The sequence below is a fragment of the Chryseobacterium sp. ON_d1 genome (assembly GCF_006829085.1).
Classification (GTDB): Bacteria; Bacteroidota; Bacteroidia; order Flavobacteriales; family Weeksellaceae; genus Chryseobacterium.
In genome coordinates this window covers 246807-263587 of sequence record NZ_BJTC01000007.1, presented here as the reverse complement: position 1 = coordinate 263587, position 16781 = coordinate 246807, and the positions used below count along the sequence as shown (strand labels likewise).

The 16781-nt window shown below is 36.6% G+C and carries 10 protein-coding genes and 1 pseudogene; 4 read left to right on the top strand and 7 right to left on the bottom strand.

What is annotated here, in order from left to right:
• The first annotated feature begins 198 nt into the window (after positions 1-198).
• From CRS_RS13110 to CRS_RS13095, 4 genes are all read left to right on the top strand, one after another.
• Positions 199-2202, top strand: coding sequence for a sensor histidine kinase (locus CRS_RS13110; protein WP_142724478.1), 2004 nt, complete (start codon positions 199-201; stop codon positions 2200-2202).
• A 3-nt stretch (positions 2203-2205) separates the two neighbouring features.
• On the top strand, positions 2206-2949 hold the full coding sequence (locus CRS_RS13105) for a LytTR family DNA-binding domain-containing protein (protein WP_142724477.1): 744 nt from the start codon (positions 2206-2208) through the stop codon (positions 2947-2949).
• A 114-nt stretch (positions 2950-3063) separates the two neighbouring features.
• Positions 3064-3396 carry a DUF4870 domain-containing protein gene (locus tag CRS_RS13100; RefSeq protein ID WP_142724476.1) on the top strand — a complete coding sequence of 111 codons (333 nt, stop codon included), beginning with the start codon at positions 3064-3066 and terminating at the stop codon, positions 3394-3396.
• Between the two features lie 52 nt (positions 3397-3448).
• Entirely contained in the window at positions 3449-4018 is a 570-nt protein-coding gene (locus CRS_RS13095; RefSeq protein WP_142724475.1) for a hypothetical protein, read from the top strand.
• A 95-nt stretch (positions 4019-4113) separates the two neighbouring features.
• On the opposite strand, the pseudogene CRS_RS13090 reads toward CRS_RS13095, so the two are convergent.
• The 7 genes and pseudogenes from CRS_RS13090 to CRS_RS13055 all read right to left on the bottom strand — a co-directional run bounded on the left by CRS_RS13090 (position 4114) and on the right by CRS_RS13055 (position 16497).
• Positions 4114-5346: pseudogene (locus CRS_RS13090) on the bottom strand (IS256 family transposase).
• A 456-nt stretch (positions 5347-5802) separates the two neighbouring features.
• On the bottom strand, positions 5803-6708 hold the full coding sequence (locus CRS_RS13085) for a hypothetical protein (RefSeq protein ID WP_142724474.1): 906 nt from the start codon (positions 6706-6708) through the stop codon (positions 5803-5805).
• Entirely contained in the window at positions 6696-7553 is an 858-nt protein-coding gene (locus CRS_RS13080) for a Piwi domain-containing protein (RefSeq protein WP_142724473.1), read from the bottom strand. The genes CRS_RS13085 and CRS_RS13080 overlap by 13 nt, the downstream gene beginning before the upstream one ends.
• 45 nt (positions 7554-7598) lie before the next feature.
• The gene (locus tag CRS_RS13075; RefSeq protein WP_172617065.1) at positions 7599-10562 is read right to left on the bottom strand and encodes a glycoside hydrolase family 98 domain-containing protein; all 2964 of its coding nucleotides are present in this window, start codon (positions 10560-10562) and stop codon (positions 7599-7601) included.
• A 651-nt stretch (positions 10563-11213) separates the two neighbouring features.
• Entirely contained in the window at positions 11214-12350 is a 1137-nt protein-coding gene (locus CRS_RS13070; RefSeq protein ID WP_142724472.1) for a hypothetical protein, read from the bottom strand.
• Positions 12351-12960: 610 nt separating this feature from the next.
• Positions 12961-14331 carry a glycoside hydrolase family 43 protein gene (locus tag CRS_RS13065; protein ID WP_142724471.1) on the bottom strand — a complete coding sequence of 457 codons (1371 nt, stop codon included), beginning with the start codon at positions 14329-14331 and terminating at the stop codon, positions 12961-12963.
• 1122 nt (positions 14332-15453) lie between these two features.
• Positions 15454-16497: a hypothetical protein gene (locus CRS_RS13055; protein ID WP_142724470.1), complete on the bottom strand. Its 1044-nt coding sequence runs from the start codon at positions 16495-16497 to the stop codon at positions 15454-15456.
• Positions 16498-16781: the final 284 nt, after the last annotated feature.

The following is a 16781-nucleotide window of genomic DNA, read 5'->3' as shown; positions in this document are numbered from 1 at the left end:
ATTTTAAAGCTATTGACAACAAGAGGCAATTTGTATCTGGACGCTTCTACTTTTTATTTGGCGGATATATTTTTGCATCGGTATCAATACACCTGTCAACGACCATATTCAATACAAAAAATATCAGTTTGGATCCCTATTCGAAAAATTGAAACACTGATATAATAGCTATATTTGCAAAAAATATTGCAGAATTTTATGGATCACAAGTATTTAAACAGTCTCTTTTTTTTCCTTGCAATATTGATATCATTTACGACATTCACCAGTTCGCTGAAAGCGCAGGACTCCAAAATAGAGTCATTGGCATTCCAGGGATATTCCTGCAGATTTACGGATAGTGCCAAAGCGAAACAAATGCTCAATAGTGCGCTATTATTGGCCAGGAAATCAAATTCGAAAAGGGATGAAGTGATCTGTCTTACCTTTTTAGCGCTAACTTATCGAAGACTGAATAACCCGAAGGAATTCAATAACTATGCAGAGCAAGCCTACAAAATATCCGCACAGACCAGTGATCAGCGCGCAAAGGCCTACGCTTATATGGTCATGGGAAATCTTAAGTCCTATTTCGATGACAATACAGCCGCACTGAATTACCAGCTTAAAGCCAACACACTTTTTGAAAGGTATAAAAATTATGCCCTCTGCGCTCAGATATGCGCCGATATCTCTTATAGCTTTTCTTTAAGTTCGGATGACCGGGTCGAAAAATATGTGCGCGAAGCCATGAAATATGCCAAACAGTCTTCAGATCCCGAAAGCATTCTGCATGCCCGTCTGGCAATGGGGTCTTATCTGACAGGTTTGACAGATAAAGACCAAAATAACATTTCCTTATGGAAAAATTCGGTGAAATTTTTAAAACAGACCGCAGACTTTTCCTCACAGAACGATACCAGAATTCCCAGTAAGAGTAACATTGCCATTTCTCATCTTAACCTTGCAGCATTGTTAATAAGGCGGCCAAAACTGATGGATGAAAAGCTATTTATACGACAATTGGATACGGCCATCGCCATAAGCAAAAAATATGGTGTGAAGGCTACATACAGAAATAGTCTCGGATTGCGTGGAAAGTATCTGTTATATCAGGGCGAGTACAGCAAAGCAAAGCAATTGTTTCTGGACGGAGTTGCTTATCAGCTAGGACTACCATATAAAGACCATGAAATATTAGCCCAGTTTTATTCAAGTCTCAAGGAAGTCGCCGCAAGGCAAAATGATTATTCTTCGTATTATCTATATGACCAGTCTTTTAGCAAATATAATCGCCTCACCTACGATGAAACAATGCAAAGGAATCTGCAGCTTGCGGAAATAAAATTTGAATCTGCTGAAAAAATCCGCAAAATAAAACACTTAGAGAATGAGAAACTGCTTCAGGAAAAAAATAAGGATCTTGGATATGTAATTTCCCTGATCTTGCTTGTTATTGTTATTTTTATCTTTATTTCCTTCTACTATAGAAAGCGATTTTACCAGAAACAGGCTGATAACCTGAAGCAGCAGCAAATAAATGACCAGCTCAAACTCAACCTGCTGGAAAAGGACAGTCTTGAAAACCTGCTGGCAAAGCTTTCGCTGGAACGGCGCTTTCTTCAGTCTCAGATGGACCCCCATTTTATTTTTAATTGCCTTGCAAATATTCAGAGCATTATCCTGAAAGATAACCGAACAAAAGCGCTCACCTATCTTAATAAGTTTGCAAAACTAACCCGGGAGACCTTGTATCATTCCAGGAAAGAATCGGTAACCCTGGAAGAAGAAACAGAAAACTTGAAAAATTACGTTGAACTGCAGCAGCTGAGACTTAACCATTCATTTGATTATAGGTTCGAATTTGCAGATGAGCTAAATATGTACGAAAAAATACCGCCCCTGCTCCTACAACCTTTGGTGGAAAATGCGATCGAACACGGGCTGAAGCCTTTGACACAGCGAAAAGGAAACCTGATAATAACATTTGCAAAAAAAACAGCAGAACAGGTATTGATCTGCGTTATCAAGGACAATGGAATTGGCATGGAAGCATCCCAAAAAGACAAAAACAAACACAATCATGATCCGCTGGCTATTAAAATAATAGATGAAAGACTGGCCTTGTATGAAAAGAACGGATCAGACAGGCTTATTCCTCATTTTTCAAAACAGAGTTCCGATAAGGGATGCACAATAACTATCAATATTCCAATATTATAAAAAATGTACAAAGCAGTTATTATAGAAGATGAATATCATCTGAGAGAGGCCCTTTCTATCCTTCTTGAAATGGCAGCGCCAGATAGCATCCAGATTATCGGTTATGCCGAAGGGCTCCCGGAAGCCGTCAAAATTATTGACCGTTTAAAGCCAGACCTGGTTTTTATGGATATCATGCTGAAAAACGGGACCGGTTTTGATGTTCTTGAACAGATTGACCATAAGAACTTCCATCTTGTTTTTACTACCGCTTATGAGGAACATGCGATAAGGGCATTCAAATTCAATGCTATCGACTATCTCCTGAAACCGATAGACTATGATGAGCTGAGCGAAACCCTTGAGCGTATGGCACTCAAAAAATCTCAGTACATGGATTTTCAAACTGTTATTGACCCTTCCTCTGATACTGCAAAAAAACATGACCGAATAGTGCTGCCTACCATAGAAGCTATGCATGTTGTAAAACTCGAAAACATTGTCCGGTGCGAAACCTCAGGTTCCTACACAACATTTATTCTAAAAAGCGGGCAGCAGATTATTGTTTCCAAACCATTGAAGTATTATGAAGATATACTTATTTCCCCCAATTTTATACGGGTACATCAGTCCCATTTAATAAATGTAGATTTTGTAGCCAACTTCTCAAAGGACGGGTTTATAAACATGCTGAACAATGATATCATACCCATATCCCGTGCTAACAGGGAACGCTTCTTTAAAATCATGAAAAACGAAGATCAGTAGTATATAACCCGGATAAAAATCCAAACAAGATAAATGCAAAGCCGTAAATACTGAAAAACAATCTGCTGTCAATAGAAATTGAACTTGTGATATTTTTGTGAAAAATAGTTGATTATGAAAAGCAAAACAGCAGCGATTTTATCCTACATTACAATTATTGGATGGTTAGTGGCCTACATTAAAAGGCATGATATCACCCCCAAGAGCGACCTTGTGACTTACCATCTGAAACAGGGTCTCGGCCTTTTTATCATATCCGTGCTATTTAATTTAGGTTTATGGATTATTCTTTTTCTGGCACCTATGCTTTATTTTATCAATTACATTGGAATCGTACTCTTCATTCTTTTTGTCATCGGGGTCATTAATGCCGCCAGTGAAGCTAAGAAGCCTCTTCCCCTTATCGGTAAGTTTTTCGAAAATCAGTTCAAATTCATAGACGAATAATTTGGGGATAACCGATATTAAACACGGGACATAAAAATAAAAATCAGTAAGAATGGTCGATCTAAGTGAATTTAAAGTAAACTTCAAAAATTTTGAAATTCCTGAAGAATTAATAAATCTTGTTAATTTTCAGAACTCAATTGGAGATGATGAAAATTTTTCAGACCAATTTTATATCGGGAGAGATTATTCAGATAAAAGTGGAATAAAAGGTTATTCAGACGATGAAGAATTTACAACCTCAGTTATAGAATTTGCAATGGCAGATGGAACCGGCTCAACTTATGCATTTTGGGTAGTAGACAAAAATGAAAATTTAGCTGAGGCCCCTATTTTAGCATTTGGAAGTGAGGGGGGAATTCATATTGTGGCTAAAAACATAAAGGAGTTGCTGGAAATTTTAACCTTTGATGTTGAACCCTCTATTGGTTGGGATGAAATCTATTTTTATAAAGATGAAGATGATTATGAGCCCAGCGAAAAAATAGAAGAGTACAGAAGTTGGGTTTTGGAAAACTATGGTATTGAAATTACAGAAGATCCGGATGAGATCGTCAAAAAAGCACAGAAAATCTATGAAGACAAATTTCAAAACTGGTTGAAAAAGTATTATAACTATTAGCATAGGCTCGGTCTATCAGAATTGAAAACAACGTGTCGTCGGATATAAAATAGGGAGTGTAAACTGAACTGTGTCATTGGATAATTAACCAAAATCTAAAAGCCTTTATCAAGTTTGAGCCTATCCCCAAATTTAATGTAAAGTTGGGATATGGTCAAGCCCCAGTTATGCACTGGCATTGTCCACTTTTTAGAGATATCCTTTATTATCAGAAACAGCAGCTTCATAAGAGCCTGCTCAGAACTGAATGCACCTTTAGACTTCGTTACTTTTCGGATCTGACGGTGCATTCCTTCAATAGGATTAGTGGTATAGATAGTCTTACGCACCTGCTCATCATACTCAAAAAAAGTAGAGAGGTTTATCCAGTTATCGAGCCATGACTTAGCGGCTATGGGGTATTTCTTGCCCCATTTCTCTTCAAAGACCAGTAGTTTTTCATATCCCATTTCTTCGTTTACAGCTTTATAAATAGGCTTTAAATCTTCAATAACAGCCTTTTTGTCCTTTTCTGTAACGTAGTGCATGCTTGATCTAATCTGATGGACAATGCATAACTGAACTTTTGTTTTTGGAAAAATAGCTTCTATAGCTTCAGGAAAACCCTTCAGTCCATCAATACAGGCTATCAGGATGTCCTCTACACCGCGTTGCTTTAGATCGGTGAGTACGGATAACCAGAATTTAGCTCCTTCGTTTTCCGAACTGTAAAGCCCTATCAAGTCTTTGCGACCATCCATTCCTATGCCCAGGATATTATAAATGGCCCGGGACTCAACCGTACCGTTCTGACGGACTTTATAATGCATGCAGTCTAGGAAAACAAAGGGATAGACGGCTTCTAGCGGACGACTTCGCCACTCGTTAACAGCAGGCATGACGCTTTCTGTAATACGGGATATTTCAGTTGCAGAAATCTCCATAGCATACATCCCACGGATAAAATCACTTATTGCACGTGTGCTCATACCTTTGGCATACATGCTCAGCACATGACCTTCCAGCTGTTCTGTTATAATAAGCTGACGTTTGGGAACTACCTTGGGCTAAAATGTACCAGATCTATCCCGTCCAGATTCAAGTTCAAATGTACCGGTATTAAGACCTCGAACAGTTTTTTTGGTCTTGCCATTCCGACGATTGGAGTTCCCGGAAGCTTTATCTTCCTGAAGGTGACTTTCCAGCTCGCTATCCATCATCGACTCCAGTAAGTGCTTCATTAAGGGCGCTAGAACGCCATCATTGGGAGATAAACTCTTTCCGTTATAAAGACCTTGCATAGCTTCCTCTTTGAAGCGTTCAAAGTCAAATGGGGTCTTTTCTTTCATGACCATGTCGTTTGAATAATTAAATATAAAAAAACCTTATTGAATTATTCCGTTGACACAGTTCACGTTACAGTCTCATAAAATATGGTAATGTTAATTCTTCCTTACTGTATTATCATTAATGCACAGAATAATTCCCCTATTAAATAGTCATATATGAAATATCCTGAAAATAAAAGTAATGCATTCGTGCTTTAAAACATAAACTGCTTGCTATACGTTACATTATGACGGGGATAAAATTATCGCGGACAACGAATCTTCTATTACTGCAATTCTAGGTTATATAGATTTTTAGCAGTTCAATTTTTTTTACTTATCCGCGCTAAAAATTCTATTAAACCATGTGTAATTACTCCAAAGCAGTGTAATGCTTTTGAATAGTAATTTGCTTTCAGAAAGTTATTGATATTTTGCTATTTACCATAAATTGTTACGAAAATGCCACCAATACTTTTACGAACCTCTTTCTTTGATTAATTCTTTTACGGAAGTTTTCGAAGCGCCTAGTAATCTAAGCAAGATAATTTGGGATATCTTTTTAAATAAAGGAATAACATTTCCCAAAAAACTTAATCCTAAAGCACCAAAAATGGTAAAGGCATAGTTATATTTATCAATAAATTTAATAGTTTCAGGACTATATCTAGGTAAATTCAATAATATATAGATCACAACCCAGAATAAGGCAGCTTGTATCAACCACGATAGAAACTCTACTCGTTTTAAAAGTCTACCTGTAAAATCCTGTAACATTAAAAGTTCACTTTTGTCTGGCACTTCCTTTGAAATAACGATTAAATTATAAGAATTTATCGCACATAAAATTTGAAAATCACTGCGTCCATCAAAAAGTTTTGTATTATCGCTTATAGATTTGTATGTAAAATTTATAAGATCATTTGTTATCAGCATTGGCTTGGTAAAGTTCAGATACATATAAACAATTTCCGGTAAAATACTCTTACTGTAATAGTTTTCTTTTATTAAATTTTCAAAAGTTATCGTAATTGCATTTTTATTTCTAATAGAGATAATGTAAGTTATCCATGATTTGTCTATTGCAAATTTGACCACACCAACTAATAAAACAAAAATTAAAAAATCGTCATTTATGAAAGGTGCTGCTGAATCTTTACTTGGCTTACTCTTACTTTTTATACTATAGAAAGTATTAAAATCTTGTTTATTATTTTCTTTTATTGCTTTAATTATGCCATAATAGACTTGATTGAGTTCATTGCTGTCCCGATCTTCCGGAGTATGAATTTCTCTTCCACCCAACAAATTGTTAAAAGTGGATAATTTAGGACTGCTATTAATCCTGGATAAATAATTAATTATCTCTTCTATAGGAACCATTTCTTTCTTTTTAATCCATAATTCAACGTATCTGCATCCCAGTTGGGCACGTTCCTCATTTTTCCAAGCAATTTTGAAATCAGATTAGAATATTTCATGGTTGCGGGTTCTTCTCCTGGTAAAAAACTCCTCCACGACAAATAGGTAAAAGAGAATATCTGCTGCGTTATGTAACTTAAATCGTAAAATAACAAATTATTCAGATCATCACTATTGTAGCTACCTTGCGGAACTCTTATCGTTATTAAGACAGGTCTGCTCATTGCTTGTTTAGAGGTTTTTAGTTCACTAGCACCTAACATTTGGACAATGCATGTTCTTTCATCAAGAATAACATTGCATCCCCTGGCTGGTACATATTGTCCTTTAATCTCACTACTTCCATATTTTGTAATTCCTGGCTGATTTTTATCAAATAAAATGTGGGGGTGGGTATTACCAATAGTGACAAAAGCAAACTTTATATTATACTGAGGAATGTCCCTAACTAATTGACTTACCACATCAAATTCTGTGTTTTTTATGGGCTTGAAAATATGGAAGATCAGACGGACTGTGTTACCGTTCACCCATCCTTGGTCACTTGAAAGTCGAACAATAGACTGCTTCAGACTTTTAAGCAGCTCATCAAAGTAGTTTTCGAATGCTACATCCTTTACTTTATCACCAAGCAAATATTGCCCATCACCGGACATAAAGGTTGTTATACCTACTACTCTATTCTGTTCTGCTCCCATGTATTGATTTTTCCTTAACCAACTATGGCCAATTCCAATTATTATCTCCCTGTCAACTGATCGCTGCGATGGTAAAACCCAAGGAGTCCCACCTAGTTTTGCATACATCTGGAGCGCAAGAGAGTCTCAGTATTTTATTAATGATAGCAAAGACTATTCTTTTATAAATTTCAAAGACTTATTACTTTGCCCAATTTTTATAAGATACCCCCCCGCTGGTAACTTAGCAATTACCAATTTTTCAGATCTTGGATTTACGACCTTTGAATGAAGCACCAAATGACCTCCTGTGCTATAAATATCAATTGCATCACCAACTGCAACGCCATATCCATATCTAACATTAAGCTCATTTTTTGCCGGATTTGGATATATAACAGTCTCAGCCATAGGTAATGCAGGAATTTTTACAGCTAAAAGCGACTGACAGTTTGTCGAATTCCCGCCATATTCTGTTGGATAATTGGTTCCAATGTACAACTTATCCAGATTCGTTCCGTCTTCACGATAACCGATCTGCAGGGTGTGGCTTCCTGCGCTAAGATTTGCTGTGGCCAGCACATCCCAGTCCCATACGTTTGAAGACTTCAGTCCGTTCATATTTTGCCAATTCCCATTATCAACCTTCACCCAAAAAGAATCATCATCGGCACTAGGCGCGCGCAATCTTCCCCATATATTGTAGTTCCCGGACACTCCAACATTGAAATTGTATGTTGCAATACCTTCATTATTCGAAGGAGCATTATTGAGACTGTTATTTCCTGCAGTGATCGTGATATATCTTCCCCAGGAAGCTGTACTGCTCTGCGGGACCTGCCATAATGACCCTACGTTGCCACACTCTGCCTCAAGCCAGATCTCCTGTCCGGCATTAGCAGGCGCGATTGTCATCTCATCCAGATACAGTAGATCGGTATTGGAAGAAAGGGCTCTCAGTTCAATGGTGTTGGTTCCGGGATTCAATGTAATATTCTGTGCTACAGTATTCCATGTACTTAATGATCCTGTGGAGGTGAAACCTATTGTGGCCACCTGGGAATTGTTGACGAATAATCCAACATTGTCAACTCTGCCGCTTTCAAGCAAATACCTTATCTGTAAAGTATAGTTTCCGCCATTGATGTTGGTCAAACTTTCTCGGACAGCCGCAGCCGAATTCGTCCCAAACTGAATATATCCCTGTCCGTGATAATTTCTGATATTGCCGTTATAACCACTCGTGGTGATTGGCCCTATATTTTTATATTCTAGGCATTCCATTTCGTACTGTCTTGTACCCAGGTACATTGGTGGCAGTGCGGGTACTACAATGTTGGATGGTGTAAACTTTGTCAGCCTTCCTGTGAAATTTCCGGAACAGTTTAACGTAATATCCAGCGGACCGTTGTGGGCAATCGTCAAGGTCAGAATTCCTCCGGACCAGCTTTCCGTCACATTGCTCGGCTGGTGCGCTGCACGGTCTGTGAAAGACCATGTCGGCTTTGAACTGCTGCCGTGTATCCTGATAACATCTGTTTTCAATCCCGTATTCAGAATATTGTCGAAATTATTCAGATATATCTTAAGTTGGTTGGCCGTCTCCTTTATCACTCCAGAGGTATACTGGGACAGGGTCAGGTCGATGGATTCGCTGGTATTGTACTTAAAGGGAATGTTTGCTGTTGCTTGTTGCCCGTTTCTGAACGGATTGTAAACGACCCACCCATTTTCATGTCGACCTGCATAGATATTCCCAGTATATTCCTGGGGAAACAGATTATTAAGCTCTGTTATCTTACTGTCTGTTGTCGGCCATCTCGAGCTATAGTCCGATTTGTTGACCTTGATCTGGAATGAGTTGGCAACATTGTCGTTGAGCTGAAAAACCGTAGGAATGGTGGGATACCTTCCGGATTTCTTGAAAAAGTTTAGGTTATTCTGATAAGTTCCGTCATTATCCATTCTGTACAGTCCATCAAAAAGAGTTTGTGGTGAACTATAGATCGCATCACCGTTGCCTGAGCTTACATTATTGACAATAGCTACTTTTGTACGGTTGATCACTTCCTGGCGTGTAGGAATCCTCACATGCCCGTCAATGATCTTTCGAAACAGATCAATGCTTACGTTGTTGAACTGGTCGTAAGTGCCCCATTTTCTCTCCCTGTAACCATCCGAGGTGATCGCTGACGAAAGTTCTCTGAAGCATTGTGTCCATATCAGTTCCGGACCATCAATTACCGTCTGCCCGGTAAGCATGGCGTGCTCCAGTACCGGTGCTCCCGCGGTGGCCATCGTAAAACCGGCATGGTTGCCATCGTCATCATACCAGCCTGTATCATCATAACGGATACCGTAGTTACCACTATATCCTGAAAGATAAGTTCCTAGTGCCAGGCTTTCCATATCAAATTTATAGCTTCGGGTGGTATACTTCTCGCATAAGATATAATTTTGCTTATACTGGGCACATGCTGCCGCAAACTGTGGATTTCTTTTCAACATACCAATCGGGTTAATACTCGGTGACCACTGATTCCCGCACCAGCTTACCACAAGGTATCCACCATATTTGTTGGACAATTGCAGAAGATTGGTAAAATGCGCTATCCTTGAGCTCCAGCTTGGAGAGAGGGGATCTATGGCATCATCAAATCCCCAAAACTGTTCTGCATAATTGAATCCAAGGAAATTTGGGTAATTTTTGTAAAAGTCCTCATATACTGACAGATCGGTATCTGAGAATTGAGTAAAGCCACCACTGGAGCATTGGATCATGGCCCACATCCTGTTCTCGGCACAGACACGCAGCCATGATTTTGCCACTTCATATCCATACTCTGCGACCTTGAATCTTGATGTCGGCACATCATGGCTTATGGAAAGAGAGATATTCATGACAACATAAGGTCGTATCTCGACGGGAATCAGATCGATGATCTTTTGGGGATTGGCATAGTTCCATGTGTCGATATGGACCAAGTACATAGGCTGCTGAGGGGACACTGTCCTGCGCAGCGGAACTGTATTTTGCGAAAATACCGGATTTGCGGATAAAAATGCCAGAAGTAACAGCAAATTTAGAGCCGCCTGACAGATCTTTTCTCTCAGATGAAGAATGCTTACCTTTTTCATAATATATTTATTTTGGTTAATGATAGTTTTAACGCTTGTCCAGGTTGGACAAACAAATTTGAATGACCATACTATAATTAAAAGCTCATCAGAAAAATGCTCTGTTAAGGGCTTCCGATCCTGTCCTCTAGATAAGATCCTGAAAAACCAATACATTTTTGAAGGGAGCTTGTGGTACAGAAATGCGATCATAAGAAACTCAATAGTTTCAGAAAGCATCAATCAGAAGCTTGCTATAACTGGAACCACTTATAATGATAATATCGGTACCGTCTGCATTTTCCCATGCCTGGGAGTTGGCTGAAAAAAAAGTTTTTCGACATTTAATTCGATTTAAATATTGTTAAAAATTAGTGTGATTTTTTAGAAATGCTAAAAGAGTTTATTTCTTCTGATTTTCTAAAACAAGAAATCATTACAAATGTATGATGATGATGATAAAAACATCTCCTTTTGGTGAAGCATTGTAATCACTTTACATACTCATCATATACTTTTCTAATTAAATAAACGTATCTGATGAGTAATATTTAAGCAAATTGCAATATTAAAAGTACGGTATAACGAGTAACATTTTTTTTCTTTAGCAATATTTTAAAATGAATAAGAAGATTACATATAGTTTAATAAAATAGCATTTTATATATTATATTAAAACTGATTAATCCAGGTATAAATATCAAGATTTGTAGGAATTTCAAATTTTTTCCGAAGCTTATATTTTTTGTTTTGTACTGTACGGATTTCTATAAAAGTATATTTAGCTATTTCTTTGGTGGTTAACTGAATTTTCAAAAGAGCGCAAAATTCTATTTCTGATAGCTGAAGTTCTGCATTCTTTGCCAGAAGATTTTCACGGAATTTAGGATATACTTTTTCGAAAGCGAACATAAAGGCAGGATCTTTCTTTTCCAAAAGGTCAATAAGATGATGATAGGTCTCAGGTAAAATGGGTTCAGTTGAAACGGATTCAGGTAATAGGTGTATAGGCGAAACTGTTTCAGAATTAAAAACTTCATTCGTGCTTTTTCCCTTTCTTTTAACGAAGTAAATGGTAATACAACTGATAGCACACAATCCGATAAAAATGCAGACAAGGTACTTTTTTAAAGGCTTTTTTTCTTCCTTTTTATCCCTGTTTATCACCTCCTGTAGTGAATTGTACTTGCTGCTGAGGGCTTGAAGATCATATTCTTTTATTTTGTTTTGATAGAAAGTAGCGCTGTCCTTTATATTTAAATTATGGTAGATCTCCTGTAAAGACTTATAAACTGCATTCATATTGAGATCGGTACCATTGATCTTATTGACATAAAGAGCTTTGTGAAAATTAGAAATGGCGGCTTGATAATTTTTCTTTTTCTTAAAATAAAGTCCAATGACTGAGTAATTAATCATCATAGACTGATCGTCCGGAAAATTTTTAGCTTTTAACCGTATCGATGTCACCGCATAACGATAAGCCGAATCTACATCCAGCTGAGAATAGATATTGCTGAGATTGGAATAGTTTAAATATTGAAATCTCTTTCGCTCTTCAGTATCCTTAATCTCGCTTCCACTCTGTATTTCTTCAAATACCTTTTTGGCAGCATTTCTGGGTTCGTTTTTGTCTAAGTAAATGTTGGCAAAACTGCTCAAGACGTTTGCCTTTGCATAAAATATTTTCTCACTTTTCGGATTTTCCTTTTGCAGCAGGTCATATGCCGAACTTAAATAACTGATTGCTTTATCATGAAATTCATTCATCGAATACGTTTCAGCCATATATATCGGACATTGCTTCATAGTACACATTATTATATTCCCTCGATCTTTTTTGGAGTTTTTCCGAAGAAATTATGAGGCTATCCAACGTATTTTTACGGTAAAAATATCGGCATTTTCTATCAAGAATTTTTAACTCAGAAAGTGAATCCTTTAATTGTTGAGACTCTTTCAACAAAGAATGTAACTCTAAATAAGCATTATCAATATTAGTTTTAAAAAGGTTTGAATTTGAAATAACTTTATTTTTTAGGTCTTTTTTGGTCTGCGCGTTCACGCTTTCCCCAATGATAAAAACAAAAAGTAAAATTGCCCTAGCTAGGTGTTTCATGCTCTTTTAAATACGAGAAGTATCTGTGTAAATATTAAAGGAAGGTAGTGTTAAAGTACCTACAAAATTACGAAAAAGTATTAATAATATAATTCCGAAAAACTTTCTGTATCCCCAAGTTATCTTAAATTTAATTTTTCGCTGTAGTAAATATAAAATTATCTAATGTCCTGAAACAATTTTTTTAAAGGATTGTCAAATTAAAGCCTTCAACTGATTACATCAACAAACTCTCAAGCTCATCAACTTTTTCATTATTGTAACAACATAATTTTTACACTTTAGTACTTTTTATAATATTCAATTAAATTTCCACCAGTCGAAATAGAACAGGTCTTTTTCTCCCTTAAAAACAAAATACAAATCGTGGATTCCTTTTACACTTTTCAGAGGTGTATTAATGGTCTTATATAAGTCACCCTCACCTTTTCCTGTAACGTTAACAACACCAAGCACAGGCCCATTAAGAGAATCTAAACGTATCTCTATTTTTCCTCCATAGAGAGAAGCAACATTCACATCCAAAGATTTGACGCCTTTGGAAAAATTTGCTCCCTGGATTTTAATATAATCACCATTGTTAATTGAGGCAACTATGATACGATCTGTGATTTTTTTTCCTCTGTTATAGGGTTGATTGCGTTCCCATTCTGTGACCATTTCTGTTTTCAGACCTTCGCTATAAGCCATCGTTTCTGCTTCAACTTTTTTAAAAGGATCCAGATTACCTACTCTTTTTGCACCATCCGTGGTCCAGAAAGGAAGTTTCTGAATGGTTCCATCTGCATTGTAGGTAATTTCTGTGACACTAACAGACCGACGTTCATAATGCTTGCTCATGGTCTGCATTCTAAGCATATGATTGAATCCGAAAACATAAGATTTACCTTTGAAATCTATAATACCGGGATGATTTCCGTTGGATCTCTGGTCGCCATCCATTATCACGCCTCCATAATTCCAGGGTCCGATAGGTGATTTTGCCATTGCATAATCAATTCCTTCCGGACAACATTTTGATGCGTAAGCCATATAATAATGGTTATTTTTTTTCCAAACCCAAGGTCCTTCCTGATATCTGAAAGGATCTGGCTGGTCTTTCACCTTCGCAAACGAAGGGTCTTTGGTGATTGGTCCGGCAAGAGATATCATATCTTCATTCAGTTTAGCATACCAAAGATTCGGATTTCCCCAGTACAGGTAAACCTGCCCGTCATCGTCAATTAAAACTGTGGGATCGATATCATCCAGAGAATTTTTGATCAAAGGCTTGCCAATAGGATTGGTGAAAGGACCATAGGGACTGTCCGCCACTAAAACACCAATCCCCATATTGTTCGGCATTGGACAATACATATAGAATTTACCGTTTCTTTCAACAACCTGTGGTGCCCAGGCACCGTTGTCGGTATTTACCCATTTAAAATCTTTGAGCGAAGCCACTACACCGTGGTCTTTCCAATTGACCATATCTCTAGAAGTGTATAATAACCAGTCTTTCATTTTGAATCCGAAAGCATCGTCCTCATCATGGCTCGTATAAAGATAGACCGTATCCTTATAAACCATTGGCGCCGGGTCTGCAGTATACTTGGTTTGGATAATTGGATTTTGAGCAAAGCTGATTTGAAAAAATCCTACAAAAATCATTAAGTTCAGCGCTTTTCTCATAATATTCGTTTTTACATAATTGACTATCGAATAAACGCTTACATTACGTACATGAACTGTATGTTATACAGGTTGAGAGAAAGACACTTTCATTTATCTCTTTTTTTGCAAGCGATCTTTAAATTTCTGACACTTATTCCAGCAATGCATTTTGCACACATTACTTCTAAAACTATTATTTCATACGATTACTAACAGACCCAACTCTTATTGTAAAAGCAATGTATTTTAAATTTATTATAAGTGTGTTTTTTACATTTATAAATATATACAAAAATTCTTTTTATATAAAAGAGTTTTTAAAATAAGTTTTAATTGCTAAAATGAAGATTTGGGTTTAAGGCTTTTTATAAATTGGTCCATGCTTACTTCTCTATTGTAGGGTTTGCTTCTCATGCCTTTATTTTTACATTGAGCCAGAGATGAAACTTCCTCTTTTTGCCGGCATTATGATATAGTCCGGCCATTAAAACTCCATAAGAAGAATCAAATGTACAATAGGGAAACTGTAACTAAAAAAGACCTGCAGGAAAATTTCAACTCGCTGGCCAATGAGGTTAATATATCTTGTTTCAGCCTAAGTATAAGAAAGTTGATTTGATCCAAGTGAACTGCAGCGTAAATACCAGATGCATCACCGAGGATTGTGAATATTCAACTGAAAGAACCGGAGGGCGATGAACTCGTTTCAAAAATTATTTATCCGGTTGTCCTACCAAAAGTTTAATATTCTCTTACTGAGTTTGGAGAAAGCTTCATTCCCTTGGTGGGAGCTTTAGGTCAATGGGCAGATCAACATGAGGATCGATTAAGACTGTTGATTATAAATAAAATTCAGTGATCTGGCGGTACAGAATAACATTAAAAATCAGGATTAAATAAATCCATATAAAAGTTTCCCTAATAGACCTTTGCGTGAAAGTATGTCGATATTAGCACAGTCCATTATTTATCAAAAGATTTTGCGGTTTGGGTAACCTTCTTATCTTGTGATATTCACTGATAGTTTTTATTCGGTATCTGGCTTTATTTTGCACAATATAAGGTCATAAATATTTTTCCTGCAGAAAGCAGCCGGATGATCTGCTGATTTATTGAAGATCATCTATGTACTAGAATGTTTTATGGTAATTTTATTTTTAGGTGGGCTTTTAATATTCCATAGGGCGTAGTATTGGTATTGAAAAAATTTGATTTATAATCGACTTTCAATTTATCAAGAATTCTTATCAAATTATATCCAGTAGAATAAAAGTAATTGATACCCTCAGTCTGATATTGCCAAGGCTCTTCATCAAGTTTAAAATTCTGATAAGCATTCTTCTTGTAAGCACTGTCATTTGTTAAAATGAACTCGTTTTCCGGAAAATACCTATAATTTTCCAATAAAGCCAGTTCAACGTACTTTGCGCTCCCTTCGATTTTCTCATAAAAGTTCTCATTGATACTGAAGCCCTCCAGGATAGATTCTGCTTTTTTCTGTCTTGCTTCGCGAAGTGATATGTATTGTACCAGTCCTTTTTGCAGTTCTTTTTTGGATTTCACTTTTAATAAATTGATTAGCAGGTTGTTTTCAGCTTTTATACTTTCAGCAAACCATTTTTGTTCAAGATATATTTTCTGTAATTGACTTCCCCTTAAATGGATAATCTGATTACTGTATTTTACAGTTGCGGTATGTTGTAGCTGATATCCATGAAAAAGCTCATGAACAACCATTGACGCCCATTTTTGCAGATTTTGCAGGTCACTTACATATTCTTTTGCCGTTTCAAAGTCGCTGAAAATTACAATAGGTTTCTGATAATACAATGCCGTGCTGTCCGTAAACTCTGCAGCAGTCTCCATGTGAAAAGGATTTTTATCAATACGTTCGGACTTAATCATGTCAATTCCTTTTAGCGGAGTGGTCTTTTGCTTTACCTTTTCCAAAACCTTGGGATCTGCAGTGAAAAAATAACTGTATGATTCGGTAAAATATATCTGTGTTACCCGATTATTTTCAAAATCCTTCCATACTCTTTGGGCAATAAAGTTTTTTACATCCTGTACGTATTTTAATCGTTCATATGCTAAAGAATCACTATAGCTTTGCGCAAAGCTGTTAGTAAAGAAGAATAATAACAGAATTGTTATCCGGATGATTTTAATTTTACTTTGGACCATATTATATTATTTAGTTAGTGTATAAGACTGTTACACACTTTGATTAATTGTGCTAAAGATAGTACGTCTAATTTATTATATTTTCAATTCTTTTACAGAAAATTAAACCGCTTAAAATTAAGCTTTTATAGAAATAAACTACATATTTATCAGCTAATAATAATCGACCAAACGATCAACCAAGCCAATGAAAAAATATTTACTTTCACTCCTCCTATTTTTATCTTTATTTCCTTTTGTACAAAGTACTGTCCAATTAAAAATGTTTGCAAAAGCAGTTTTAC